The organism is Streptomyces sp. P6-2-1 (assembly GCF_050613165.1).
In the GTDB taxonomy this organism is placed as follows: Bacteria; Actinomycetota; Actinomycetes; order Streptomycetales; family Streptomycetaceae; genus Streptomyces.
In genome coordinates, this window is the sequence record NZ_CP192513.1 from 494,686 (window position 1) to 508,007 (window position 13,322).

The following is a 13,322-nucleotide window of genomic DNA, read 5'->3' on the forward strand; positions in this document are numbered from 1 at the left end:
TTGAGCAGCGTTTCGCTCAACGCTTCAGCGACACGCCGCAGGCTGAACCCGCGCCGCCCCTACGACTTCGGGTTCAAGGAGAGAGACTGCCGTGCGAATCGCCGTGACCGGCTCGATAGCCACTGATCACCTGATGTTCTTCCCTGGCAGGTTCACCGACCAGCTGCTCGCGGACCAGCTGGAGCGGGTGTCCCTGTCCTTCCTGGCCGACCGCCTCGACGTCCGCAGGGGCGGGGTCGCCGCCAACATCACCTTCGGGCTGGGACGTCTGGGGATCACCTCGCACCTCGTCGGTGCCGCGGGAAGCGATTTCGACGAGTACGGGGCGTGGCTGCGGGCCGCCGGGGTGGACACGGCCTCCGTCCGCATCAGCGAGAGCCTGCACACCGCGCGTTTCGTGTGCACGACGGACGAGGCACAGAACCAGATCGCCACGTTCTACGCGGGCGCCATGTCCGAGGCGGGCCGGATCGACCTGGCGAAGGTGTCCGCCGGGCACGGCGGTTTCGGTCTGGTGCTCGTCGGCGCGGACGACCCCGGGGCGATGGCGCGGCACACGAGGACCGCGCACCGCGAGGGCATCCCGCTGGCCGCCGACCCCTCCCAGCAACTGGCCCGTCTGGACGAGGAGCAGGCCCGGCGCCTGACCGACGGCGCGCGCCTGCTCTTCACCAACGAGTACGAGGCCGCCCTGCTCCGCGAACGCACCGGCTGGAGCGAGCGGGACATCCTCGGACGCGTGGGCACATGGATCGTCACGCGGGGCGGCGACGGGGTCTCCCTGTCGCGGTGCGGACAGCCGCGGCTCGACGTGCCCGCCGTGCCCACCACGACGATCACCGACCCGACGGGGGTCGGGGACGCGTTCCGGGCGGGATTCCTCGCCGGGCTGAGCTGGGAGTGGTCCCCGACGCGCGCCGCCCAACTCGGCTGTGCGCTGGCCTCGGTGGTGCTGGAGTCGGTCGGGACACAGGAGTACGAGCTGCTCGCGGCGGACCTGCTGGACCGGCTGGAGCGGGCTTACGGACCCGAGTCGGTCCGCGAGATCGAACCGCGCCTCGCGGGGCTGTCGTGAGCGGCCTCCGTGAAGCCCTCGCCTCGCGGGTGGTTGTTGCTGATGGGGCGATGGGGACGATGCTTCAGGCGCAGAATCCGACGTTGGAGGACTTCCAGGATTTGGAGGGTTGTAATGAGGTTTTGAATGTGACGCGTCCGGACATCGTGCGTGCGGTGCATGAGGCGTATTTCGATGTGGGTGTCGATTGTGTGGAGACGAACACTTTCGGTGCTAATCATGCTGCTTTTGGTGAGTACGAGATCGCGGATCGTATTCATGAGTTGTCGGAGGCGGGTGCGCGTCTGGCGCGGGAGACGGCGGATGCGTACGCGGCGCGTGATGGGCGGGTGCGGTGGGTGCTGGGCTCGATCGGGCCGGGTACGAAGCTGCCGACGCTGGGGCATCTTCCTTTTGGTGTTCTGCGGGATGGTTTCCAGCAGAACGCGGAGGGTTTGCTCGCGGGGGGTGCGGACGCGCTGATCGTGGAGACGACGCAGGACTTGTTGCAGACGAAGGCGTCGGTGCTGGGGGCGCGGCGTGCGTTGGAGGCGCTGGGTGTGGAGGTGCCGCTGATCGTGTCGCTGGCGTTCGAGACGACGGGCACGATGCTTCTGGGTTCGGAGATCGGTGCGGCGCTCACCGCGCTGGAGCCTTTGGGGATCGATGTGATCGGTCTGAATTGCTCGACGGGTCCGGCGGAGATGAGTGAGCATTTGCGGTATCTCGCGAGGCATGCGCGTATTCCGCTTGCGTGTATGCCGAACGCGGGTCTGCCGGTCCTGACGAAGGAGGGTGCGCATTTCCCGCTGAGCGCGCCGGAGCTGGCGGACTGGCAGGAAAGCTTTGTCCGGGATTATCAGTTGTCCTTGGTGGGGGGCTGCTGTGGTTCCACGCCGGAGCACTTGCGTCGGGTTGTCGAGCGGGTTCGGGGGATGGAGCCGGGGGTTCGTGAGCCGCGTCCCGAGCCGGGTGCCGCGTCGTTGTACCAGGCGGTTCCGTTTCGTCAGGACGCGTCGTATCTGGCGATTGGTGAGCGGACGAACGCGAATGGGTCGAGGAAGTTCCGGGAGGCGATGCTGGAGGGCCGCTGGGACGATTGTGTGGAGCTGGCGCGTGAGCAGATCCGTGAGGGCGCGCACATGCTCGATCTGTGTGTCGATTATGTGGGCCGTGATGGTGTCGCGGATATGCGGGAGCTGGCGGGCCGGTTCGCGACGGCGTCGACTCTTCCTCTTGTCCTGGACTCGACCGAGGTGGGTGTTCTGGAGGCCGGGCTGGAGATGCTCGGTGGGCGGGCCGTGATCAACTCGGTGAATTACGAGGACGGGGACGGGCCGCAGTCGCGTTTCGCGAGGGTCACCTCGCTGGCGCGTGAGCATGGTGCGGCGCTGATCGCGCTCACTATCGATGAGGAGGGTCAGGCCCGTACCGCCGAGGCGAAGGTGGCTGTCGCGGAGCGTCTGATCGCGGACCTGACGGGGAACTGGGGGATTCATGAGTCGGACATTCTCGTGGACTGTCTCACGTTCACGATCTGCACGGGGCAGGAGGAGTCGCGCGGGGACGGGATCGCGACGATCGAGGCGATCCGTGAGCTGAAGCGGCGTCATCCCGGTGTGCAGACCACGCTGGGTCTGTCGAACATCTCCTTCGGTCTCAATCCCGCCGCGCGTATCCTGCTGAACTCGGTGTTCCTGGACGAGTGCGTGAAGGCGGGGCTGGACTCGGCGATCGTGCACGCGAGCAAGATTCTGCCCATCGCCCGGTTCAGTGAGGAAGAGGTCTCGACCGCTCTCGATCTCGTCTACGACCGGCGGGCGCCGGGCTATGACCCGCTCCAGAAACTCATGCGGCTCTTCGAGGGGGCGACGGCGAAGTCGCTGAAGGAGGGGAAGGCGCAGGAGCTGGCCGCGCTGCCTCTGGACGAGCGGCTCAAGCGGCGCATCATCGAGGGTGAGCGCAATGGTCTGGAGGCCGATCTGGAGGAGGCGCTGCGGGCTCGTCCGGCGCTCGACATCGTCAACGCGACTCTTCTGGACGGGATGAAGGTCGTGGGGGAGTTGTTCGGGTCGGGGCAGATGCAGTTGCCGTTCGTGCTGCAGTCGGCGGAGGTCATGAAGAGCGCGGTGGCGTATCTGGAGCCGCATATGGAGAAGTCCGACGCGCAGGGCAAGGGCACGATCGTGCTGGCGACCGTGCGGGGTGATGTGCATGACATCGGGAAGAACCTGGTGGACATCATCTTGTCGAACAACGGCTACCGGGTCGTCAATCTCGGGATCAAGCAGCCTGTTTCCGCGATCCTGGAGGCGGCGGCGGAGCATCACGCGGATGTGATCGGGATGTCGGGGCTGCTGGTGAAGTCCACGGTGATCATGAAGGAGAACCTTCAGGAGCTGAACCAGCGGGGCATGGCGGCCGATTATCCCGTGATCCTGGGGGGCGCGGCGCTGACCCGCGCGTATGTGGAGCAGGACCTCCACGAGATCTACGAGGGCGAGGTGCGTTACGCCCGGGACGCTTTCGAGGGCCTGCGCCTGATGGACGCCCTGATCGGTGTCAAGCGGGGCACTCCCGGCGCGGTCCTGCCCGAGCTGAAGCAGCGCCGGGTACGGCCCGCGGCGAGCGCGAGTGTCACCGAACCCGCGGACGCCGCGCGAGAGGGACGCACGCGTTCGGACGTCGCGACGGACAACCCCGTGCCCACGCCCCCGTTCTGGGGCAGCCGTGTCGTCAAGGGCATCGGGCTCAAGGACTACGCCTCCTGGCTCGACGAGGGTGCCTTGTTCAAGGGCCAGTGGGGGCTGAAGCAGAACCGCACCGGTGACGGCCCCGGCTACGAGGAACTCGCCGAGATTGAGGGCCGCCCCCGCCTGCGCGGCTGGCTGGACCACCTCCAGACCGAGAACCTCCTCGAAGCCGCCGTGGTCTACGGCTACTACCCCTGCGTGTCCAAGGGCGACGACCTCATCCTGCTCGGCGAGGACGGCTTCGAGCGGACCCGGTTCACCTTCCCCCGCCAGCGACGCGGGCGCCGGTTGTGCCTCGCGGACTTCTTCCGCCCCGAGGAATCCGGCGAGACCGACGTCATCGGTCTCCAGATCGTCACCGTCGGCTCCCGTATCGGCGAGGCCACCGGGAAACTCTTCGCCGCCGACGCCTACCGCGACTACCTCGAACTGCACGGCCTGTCCGTCCAGCTCGCCGAAGCCCTCGCCGAGTACTGGCACGCCCGCGTCCGCTCCGAACTCGGCTTCGCCCACGAGGACCCCACCCACGTCCAGGACATGTTCGCCCTCAAATACCGAGGCGCACGCTTCTCCCTCGGCTACGGCGCCTGCCCCGACCTCGAAGACCGCGCCAAGATCGCCGCACTCCTCCACCCCGAACGCATCGGCGTCCACCTCAGCGAAGAATTCCAGCTCCACCCCGAACAATCCACCGACGCCCTCGTCATCCACCACCCCGAAGCGAAATACTTCAATACCGGGAGGACTTCATGAGCACGGTCCGCGGCCTTCCCGCACCCGGCTCGCCCTCCTACTCGTTCGAGTTCTTCCCCGCCAGGACCGCGGCGGGTGAACGCCGTTTGTGGGAGAGCGTGCGCCGGGTCGAGGCGTTCTCCCCCGCCTTCGTCTCCGTCACCTACGGTGCCGGTGGCTCCTCGCGCGGGAGGACCGTCGAACTCACGCGCCGCATCGCCGCCCAGACGACACTGCGGCCCGTCGCCCACCTGACGGCGGTGGGGCACTCGGTGGCCGAACTGCGCCACATCATCGGGCAGTACGCCGACGCCGGGATCAGGGACGTACTCGTCCTGCGCGGAGATCCGCCCGGCGACCCGAAGGGACCCTGGCGGCCGCAGCCCGACGGCTTCACCCACGCGCACGAACTCGTCTCGCTCGTCCGCTCCCTCGGAGAGTTCACCATCGGGGTCGCCGCGTTCCCCGAGATGCATCCGCGTTCGGAGAACTGGGACAGCGACGTGCGGCACTTCGTCGCCAAGTGCCGGGCGGGTGCCGACTACGCCATCACCCAGATGTTCTTCGACGTGGACGACTATTTGCGGCTCAGGGACCGGGTCGCCGCCGCGGGCTGCGACATCCCGATCATCCCCGAGATCATGCCCGCCACCGACGTGCGGCAGATCCGCCGCTTCGCCGAACTGTCCCAGGCGGCCTTCCCCGAGGACCTCGCCCACCGGCTCGAAGCGGCACGCGGCGACGCGGACGCGAGCCACCGGATCGGGGTCGCGCACGCCACCGCGATGGCCCACAGGCTCCTCGACGAAGGCGCCCCCGGTCTGCACTACATCACCCTCAACAAGTCCACCGCCGCGCTCGACATCCACCGCGAGGTACTCGCCGCGCGGACGCGAAGGAGTTCCCGCGCCCGCTGAGCCCGCCGATCGGCCGAGTGCCCGTACCCGCCCGGCCGCCACCCCTGCTGAGACCCGCGACGGCGTGGGGGTGTCCCGGCCCAGACGGCCAGGACACCCCCGCGTGCGGCCTCATCCCGCGCCGGGGTCCCCGAACCAGCACTCCAGCGCCTGCCCCAGCCGGTCGGCGTCCGTCGCGTCCCCGCGCGCCGACCAGGCGATGTAGCCGTCGGGCCGGATGAGCAGGGCGTCGGTTCCCACCGGCTCGCTCGCCGCGGCGCTCACCACGTCGACGCGCGACGACCAGGGCCCCGCGACCCGGGAGAGATCACCCGAGCCTGCCAGGAGCAGCAGCAGAGGCCGCGCGGTGTGCAGGAGTTCGGCGAGGCTGGTGAGCGTCTGCCCGCGCTTCAGGGACAGGTCGGGCGCGAACCGGCCGGCGTACGGATCGTTCCTGTCACCGGTCTCGTAGCGGACGTCCACCCCGCTGATCATGCCGCCGAGGTACTGGTTGACCTCGTCGAAGTGCATCATGCGGGCGAAGAGCGTCCGCAGCGCGTCCATGCCGGGGTCGGGGTCCATGAGAGCGACCTGGGCGCGCACGTTCTCCAGGACGGCCTCGGCGACGGGCATGCGTTCGTCCTCGTACGAGTCGAGCAGCCCCGGAGGTGCCCAGCCGTGGATCTCGGCGGCGAGTTTCCAGCCGAGGTTGACCGCGTCCTGGAGGCCGAGGTTGACGCCCTGGCCGCCCGCGGGGAAGTGGACGTGCGCCGCGTCGCCCGCGAGCAGGACCCGGCCGACGCGGTAGCTCTCGGCCTGGAGCGCGGCATCGCTGAAGCGGGTCAGCCAGCCGGGCGAGTCCATCGGTACCGGGCGACCCGCGATGCGCTCGACCGCCGACCGGAACTCCTCCAGGGTCACGGGCGCCTGACGGTCCGGGTGCGGGCCCCCGAAGTCGTACGTGCACACCCGGCTGCGGCCGTGCGGGTTCTGCCACACCAGGGTCCAGCCGCGGGGGTTGCGCTGCCACCCCTGCGGCGCGTGGCCGGGGTCCAGCAACCGGACCTCGCCGATCAGGGCGGCCACCCGGCCCGGGGTGCCGGAGAAGGGGATGCCGCTGAGCCTGCGCACCGCGCTGCGGGCACCGTCGGCGCCGACCACCCACAGCGCGCGCAACGTGCTCACGGTGCCCCGCGAGTCGCGCGCGGTGAGGCGCACGGCGCCGCGCTCGCGCTCCACGCCGACGACCTCCCGGTCACGCAGGACGCGGGCCCCCAGCCGCGCGGCGTCGTGCGCGAACATCTCCTGCGCCCACGCCTGCGGGCTGCCCACCAGCGCGGGCCCCTCGTCCACCACCCGGGCCAGATCGAGGTCGAACATGCCGGAGAAGTGGAACGGTACGGGGCCGCGGCCGACCGGTGGCGCGGGCGGCCCCGGTTGCACCGCCTCCAGGAGCCCGCGCCTGTGCAGCGTCTGGGCGGTACGGGCGTGCAGAGTGCCCGCCTTGGACGCCCCGCTGGGCGCGGCCAGTTGCTCCAGGACGGTCACCCGTACGCCGAGCAGGGCGAGTTCGCGGGCGAGCAGCATTCCCACGGGCCCCCCGCCCACGACGGCGACCTGGGTGTCCACGGCGGGGCGGGGCGGCATCGGTGCTCCTGGGGACGGCGCGGCACCCGGGGCGGCGCTCCGGGCCTTCGTGGGAAGGAACACCGCTCCGCGACACCCGGTTGCGTGCGGCGGGCACGGTGGCCGGATCAGTCCGGCAGCCGTACCGACTGACGGTGGTGGAAGAAGTTCCGCGGGTCGTAGGCCTTCTTGACCCTTCGCAGACGGGGGTAGTTGCCCTTGTAGTAGAGGTCGTGCCACGGCACCCCCGACGTGTTGTACCGGGGGTCGCTCAGGTCCGCGTCCGGGTAGTTGACGTAGCAGCCGTCGGTGACGTCGTTCGGGACCGGGACGCCGCCCGTGTCGGCGTACATGTCGGCGTAGAACTCGCGCAGCCACCGCACGCAGTTCTCCTCCTCGGCCGGGTCGTTCCACCAGATCATCCAGGCCAGCTTGAAGAGGGCGTCGCGGTGGGCGCTCGCCGTCGCGTCCTGGGCGACGGAGGAGACGCGTCCCGCGAAGGAGCTGAGCATGACCGAGGCGGTCGGGTTCGCGGCGTCCTCGCGGTGCAGGTGCCGGTAGAGGGCCCGCAGCTGGCGTTCCGGGAAGTTCGCCTTCATGTAGGCGGACTTGAAGTCGCTCTTCTGCGTCGGGTCGTTGGTGGTGGGGTTCGCCGTGCCCAGGTAGCGCGCCGCCTGGAGCCACGGCAGGCGGCGCGGGGTGGCCAGTTCGGGCAGGGCGGTCAGCTCGCCCATGCGCGTCCGTACCGGGCCCCTGGCCGCCGTGACGCCCTCGCTCACCGCCGCCAGGAACGCGTCGTGCAGCCGGGCGGCGCCGGGCACGCTCGTGTCCACCTGCGTGATCAGTCCGACGGCGCCGTTGGAGACGTGGTTGAGGGACAGCATGCTGCACACGGCCGTGGCGGGATCGTCGGGAGCGGCGTGCTTGACGTGCCAGTCCCCGTAGTTGCGCACGAGACGCGCGAAGGAGCGCTCGTCGAGATCCGCCCAGTCCCAGGAGACCGCGCTGACGAGGACCTCGGGCGGCGGGGCGGGCAGCAACCGGGCGGGATCGGTGCCCCTCGCGCCCGGGGTGCGGAACCAGTAGCGGGTCACGATGCCGAAGTTGCCGCCGCCCCCGCCGGTGTGCGCCCACCACAGCTCGCGGTGCGGGTCGTTCTCCTCGCGCGTGGCGACGACCGTACGGACGGTGCCGTCGGCCGCCACGACGACGACCTCGACCGCGTACAAGTGGTCGACCACGAGGCCGAGACGGCGGCACAGCAGGCCCCAGCCGCCGCCGCTGACGTGGCCGCCCGCCCCGACCTGGAAGCACATGCCCGCGGGGACGATGACGCCCCAGGTGCGGTACAGGCGCTCGTAGACGTCGAGGAGCTGTGCCCCCGGCTCCACGACGAAGGCGTTCATGGCGGGATCGAAGTCGACGTCGCGCATGGCCGACATGTCGACGACCACCTGGACGTCCGGGCTGAGGACGAAGTCCTCCCAGCAGTGCCCCCCGCTGCGTACCGTGAGGCGCTTGCTCTGCCGGACCGCCTGGCGCACGACCGCGGCGACCTGAGCGGCCGAGCGCACCACGTGGACGGCCTCGGGCCTGCCGACGTAGCGCTGGTTCCAGCCGCGGACCAGGTCGGGGTAGCGCGGGTCGCCCGGAGTGACCGTGACGAGGTCCGTCCCGGACTCCGCCGCCACCGCCCGCGCGGGCAGCAGCGCGCCCCCTCCCAGCGCGGTGCCCGCCGCCAGCAGGCCCCGTCTGCCTATGCGTCCAGCACCAAGAGTCATGGTGCGTTCCCTCCCGAGGTGGGTGCGAAGCTTCCGTGAACGCACCGACGCTAGGCACCTCGCGCGTGCCTCGGCACTCCGCATCTTGCGGCTTCCTCCGCCCCCGGCACCTGGCTCGATTCTTCAGCGGCCGCTGCGAAAGTTCAGCCCGGGAACCGCTGCGGAATCCCATCCGAACTCTGTGACCAGGAACGAGGAGGGGTCTCATGCCGAGCATGCCGCTCACCGGTAAAGCGGTGCGCCTCACGCGATTGTCCCGGCCGGGCGACGGCCGGTTCCTGTTCGTGCCGCTGGATCACTCCGTCTCCGACGGACCGGTCGTGTCGGCCGCCGGATTCGGCGAACTGGTCCGTTCGATCGCGGACGGGGGTGCGGACGGCATCGTCGTGCACAAGGGCAGGGCCCGCATGATCGCTCCCCAGGTGCTCGCCCACTGTTCGCTCGTGGTGCACCTCAGCGCGAGTACGGCCCACGGGCCCGACACCAACGCCAAAGTCCTCGTCGGCGACGTGGAGGAGGCCGTCCGGCTGGGTGCCGACGCGGTCAGCGTGCACGTCAACATCGGCTCCGACACCGAGGGCGGCCAGCTCGCCGACCTCGGCGCGGTGGCCTCGGCGTGCGAGCGCTTCGGCATGCCGCTGATGGCCATGATCTACCCGCGGGGGCCCCGCGTGAGCGACCCCGCCGATCCCGCGCTGGTCTCCCACGTGGTCAACATCGCGGCGGACCTCGGCGTCGACATCGTCAAGACGGTCCTGGCCGCCCCACCCGAGCGCATGGCCGAGGTGATCGCTTCGTCGCCGCTGCCCGTGGTGGTCGCGGGCGGGGGCCAGGCCGAACAGGAGCTGTTCGAGTTCGCGGTGAGCGCCGTGGACGCGGGCTGCGCCGGACTCGCCGTCGGGCGAAGGGTGTTCACCCACCCGGCGCCCGAGAAGGCGGTCAGGGAACTGGTGTCAATCATTCATCGGCGCGCGCTCGGTACCGGGCCCGCGCAGCAGACCGAGATGGCAGGTGTGTAGTGAAGTTTGCCTGGATCGACCTCCGTACCGTGCCCGCCGAGCAGCGCGAGGCGGTCGTGGACGCCGCCATTCACGCGCGCGTGGACGGCATCGTCGACAACGACATCGAGCGGCTCGCCCTCCTGCCGAACACCGTCAAGCGGATTCTCGCCCCGGGTGCGCCCGTCGGCAAGAAGGCTCCCGATGACCTCGTCGTGCTGCGCGAGGCCGGGGACACGGAGAGCCTCGGCGTCCTGGAGGCCCGCCATCGTGAGGGCGAGAAGACCACGGCGGCCTGGGTGAACGTCGTCGACGACCCGACGCTCAAGCTGGCCTGCGAGGCGGCGCGCGCCCTGCCGTACACGGTCGTCGAGTTCAAGGACCCGACCAAGATCCCGCTGGAGATCGTCATCGCGGCGGCCGACGCCTCGCCGGGGCAGCTGATCTGCCAGGCGGGGGACATCGAGGAAGCGCAGATCATCGTCGACGTCCTGGAGAAGGGGTCCGAGGGCGTCCTCGTCGCGCCGCGCTCGGCCAACGACGTCTTCGCGCTCGTGGAGATGCTGCGGGTCAGGACGCCGGACCTCCAGCTCCAGACGCTGACGGTCGACTCGATCGAGCACCTGGGCCTCGGCGACCGGGTCTGCATCGACACGTGCACGCACTTCGAGAAGGACGAGGGCATGCTGATCGGCTCGTACGCGCACGGCTTCGTGCTGTGCGTGAGCGAGACCCACCCCTTGCCGTACATGCCCACCCGGCCCTTCCGCATCAACGCGGGCGCCCTGCACAGCTACGTGTTCGGGGCCGACAACCGCACCAACTACCTCAGCGAGCTGAAGGCGGGCAGCCCCGTGCTGGCGGTCGGTGCCGACGGCCGTACCCGGCGCGTCGTCGTGGGCCGGATCAAGCTGGAGTCCCGTCCGCTGCTCGGCATCAAGGCGACCTCGCCCGAGGGCGTCGAGGTCAACCTCATCGTGCAGGACGACTGGCACGTACGGGTCCTCGGCCCCGGTGCGGCCGTGCTCAACGTGACGGAGCTGAAGAAGGGCGACCAGCTGCTCGGTCACGTCGCCACCGACAAGCGCCACGTGGGCTGGCCCGTCGGTGAGTTCTGCGTCGAGAAGTAGGCGCGAGCGCCGGGGCGTCCCGCGGGCCGCCCCGGCGTCCCGGCCAGAGAGGCGGTGGGGGCGATGACGCAAGGTTCCTGGTGGGGCGCCGACCTCCTCGGCCGGCACGGCGAGGACGAGGTGTGGGCACAGGCCGGGGAACGCACGGTGACCTTCGGCGTGCTGCGGCGGGAGACCGCCTGGCTGGCGGCCGCGCTGCGCGCGCACGGCATCGGGGCCCGCAGTACGGTCGCCGTGCACGGCAGCGCGAGTTTCACTCAGCTGTTCACGCTGTTCGCGCTGTGGTCGCTGGACGCGCAGGTGACCCTCCTGGACGGGCGTCCGGAGCGGTACGGGCGGCGACCGCCCCCGGAGACGGGTCCCGTCCAGTTCTCCGTATCGCTCGGCGAGAGCCGCGAGAGCCACCACGACTTCGTCGACGAGTGCGAGGTGCTGGTGCGCCGGAGGCCCCGCGGCCGGGGCGCCGAGGGCGACTGCTGCCTCGTGCAGTGGTCGTCGGGCACGACGGGGCGCCCGAAGGCGGTCGGACGGGGGCCGGCGTCGCTGCGCGAGGAGCTGGAACGGATCTCGCGCGTGGACGGGATGCCCCGGCGGGGTGAACGGGTCGCCGTCCTGGAACCGGCCGCGCACTCGTTCGGTCTGGTCGGCGGTGTCCTGCACGCGCTGGCGACCGGCGCCACCGCGGTGTTCCCCGCCTCCCGTACGGGCGAGGCGGCCGTCCGCGCCGCCGCGGAGGCGCACGCCGTGCTGGGCAACCCGCGGCACTTCGCGTGGCTCGCGGGGGCCGCGCGGGGGAGCCTGCCGCGACTGCGGCTCGCCGTGTCCAGCGGGGACGCGCTCCCGGCCGAGACCTTCTCCGTGTTCCGCGGCCGTCACGGGGTGCGCGTGGGCCAGGCGTACGGCACGACCGAGACCGGGATCATCGCCGCCGACCCCGCCGGCCTCCTCGGCCCGCCTCTCGTCGGTCCTCCCGTTCCCGGCCTGCGCACGCGGGTGGTGGGCGGCGTGCTGGAGGTGCACCTCACCCGCTCGCCCTACCTGTACGAGGACACGCCGTGGCGCGGCGGCTGGCTGCCCACGCGTGACCTCGTCACCGTCGAGGCGGCGACCGGCGCGCTGCAGCTGCGCGGCCGGGTCCAGGGCCTGGGGAACACGACGGCCGACCTCCTGCGCATCGAATCGGTCCTGCGAGCCCATCACCACGTCACCGACGCGGTGGTCCTCGGTGTCGGGCCCATCGAGGCGCACGTGGCGACGAGGGCGGACCTGGACAGCACGGACCTGCGCTCCTGGTGCCGGCGCTTTCTCGGCGGGGCGCCCGCTCCCGACCGCTATCACCTGCTGCGGATGCTGCCCAGGACCGCCAACGGCAAGGCCATCCGCGACCGCGTCGTACTCCGTCGGCACACGACGGCCCCGCGCGGGAATCCGACCGACGAGAGGCAGCGGGCATGACGGTGGCGACGACCGCGACGGCGTACGCCCATGACGAGGAACGCTGGCAGGCCGTGCGCGAGCGCGACCGCCGCGCGGACGGCCACTTCTGCTACGTGGTCCTCACGACCGGCGTCTACAGCCGCCCCTCGTGCACGGTGAAGCTCGCCCGCCGCGAGAACGTGCGGTTCTGCCCGACGCCCCAGCAGGCGCGCGCCGAGGGCTTCCGGCCCTGCCTGCGGTGTCGCCCCGACGACGCGGAGCAGCACACGGCGGGCGCGACCGCGGTCGCGCGTGCCTGCCTGCTCATCGACGAGGCTCCGTTACCGCCCAGCCTGGACGAGCTGGCGCGGACGGTCGGTTACAGCCGCTTCCACTTCCACCGCATGTTCAAGGCGTACACGGGGGTCACCCCGCACGCCTACCTGGCCGCCGCGCGGGCGCGCAGGGTACGCGCGGCGCTGCCAGGGGCCGGGACGATAGCCGATGCCATGTACAGCTCGGGTTTCAACTCGGGAGGCCATTTCTACGCGGCGGCGACGGACATCCTCGGCATGACCCCCAAGGCGTACCGCGCGGGGGGCGAGGGCGTGGTCATCCGCCACGCGCAGGCACCCTCCTCCCTGGGCCAGGTACTCGTCGCCGCCACCGCGAAGGGCGTGTGCGGAGTGCTGACGGGAAGCGAGCCCGCGTCCCTGGCCCGGCGCTTGCACCGCATGTTCCCGCGCGCGCTCCTGGTGCCCGCGGACGTCTCCTTCGTCGCCTCCGTCGCCCGGGCCGTGCGCGAGGCCGAGCCGCCCGAGCTGGGGCACGAGCTGCCGCAGCACATCCGCAGGGTCGCCCTGGCCGAACGCGTACGGCGCGCCTCCGCGCTGGCGTCGGTGTGCCGCGCGTAACGCCCCGCCCCTCCCCCGCGCC

General features: G+C 71.0%; 9 protein-coding genes. 7 read left to right on the top strand and 2 right to left on the bottom strand.

What is annotated here, in order from left to right:
- Positions 1–91 precede the first annotated feature (91 nt).
- From ACQYWQ_RS02200 to metF, 3 genes are read left to right on the top strand one after another with little or no spacing between them, the layout of a single operon-like run.
- A complete protein-coding gene (locus tag ACQYWQ_RS02200) occupies positions 92–1,075 on the top strand; it encodes a carbohydrate kinase family protein (protein ID WP_431032166.1) in 984 nt (327 codons plus the stop codon).
- Positions 1,072–4,560 carry a methionine synthase gene (gene metH, locus ACQYWQ_RS02205; RefSeq protein WP_431032167.1) on the top strand — a complete coding sequence of 1,163 codons (3,489 nt, stop codon included), beginning with the start codon at positions 1,072–1,074 and terminating at the stop codon, positions 4,558–4,560. The genes ACQYWQ_RS02200 and metH overlap by 4 nt, the downstream gene beginning before the upstream one ends.
- Complete coding sequence (metF, locus tag ACQYWQ_RS02210) at positions 4,557–5,456, top strand: methylenetetrahydrofolate reductase [NAD(P)H] (protein ID WP_431032168.1); 900 nt, start codon at positions 4,557–4,559, stop codon at positions 5,454–5,456. The genes metH and metF overlap by 4 nt, the downstream gene beginning before the upstream one ends.
- A gap of 111 nt (positions 5,457–5,567) precedes the next feature.
- Here the strand turns inward: metF and ACQYWQ_RS02215 are convergent, their stop codons facing one another.
- On the bottom strand, positions 5,568–7,082 hold the full coding sequence (locus tag ACQYWQ_RS02215; protein ID WP_431032169.1) for an FAD-dependent monooxygenase: 1,515 nt from the start codon (positions 7,080–7,082) through the stop codon (positions 5,568–5,570).
- A gap of 107 nt (positions 7,083–7,189) precedes the next feature.
- Positions 7,190–8,842, bottom strand: a complete 1,653-nt coding sequence (locus ACQYWQ_RS02220; protein WP_431032170.1) for an FAD-binding oxidoreductase — start codon at positions 8,840–8,842, stop codon at positions 7,190–7,192.
- Between the two features lie 215 nt (positions 8,843–9,057).
- On the opposite strand from ACQYWQ_RS02220, the gene ACQYWQ_RS02225 reads away from it, so the two are divergent.
- The 4 genes from ACQYWQ_RS02225 to ACQYWQ_RS02240 all read left to right on the top strand — a co-directional run bounded on the left by ACQYWQ_RS02225 (position 9,058) and on the right by ACQYWQ_RS02240 (position 13,300).
- Positions 9,058–9,861: a 2-amino-3,7-dideoxy-D-threo-hept-6-ulosonate synthase gene (locus tag ACQYWQ_RS02225; RefSeq protein ID WP_431039037.1), complete on the top strand. Its 804-nt coding sequence runs from the start codon at positions 9,058–9,060 to the stop codon at positions 9,859–9,861.
- Positions 9,861–10,970, top strand: coding sequence for a 3-dehydroquinate synthase II family protein (locus ACQYWQ_RS02230; RefSeq protein ID WP_431032171.1), 1,110 nt, complete (start codon positions 9,861–9,863; stop codon positions 10,968–10,970). The genes ACQYWQ_RS02225 and ACQYWQ_RS02230 overlap by 1 nt, the downstream gene beginning before the upstream one ends.
- A gap of 63 nt (positions 10,971–11,033) precedes the next feature.
- Entirely contained in the window at positions 11,034–12,425 is a 1,392-nt protein-coding gene (locus ACQYWQ_RS02235; protein ID WP_431032173.1) for an AMP-binding protein, read from the top strand.
- Entirely contained in the window at positions 12,422–13,300 is an 879-nt protein-coding gene (locus ACQYWQ_RS02240; RefSeq protein WP_431032174.1) for a bifunctional transcriptional activator/DNA repair enzyme AdaA, read from the top strand. Before ACQYWQ_RS02235 ends, ACQYWQ_RS02240 begins: the two co-directional genes overlap by 4 nt.
- Positions 13,301–13,322: the final 22 nt, after the last annotated feature.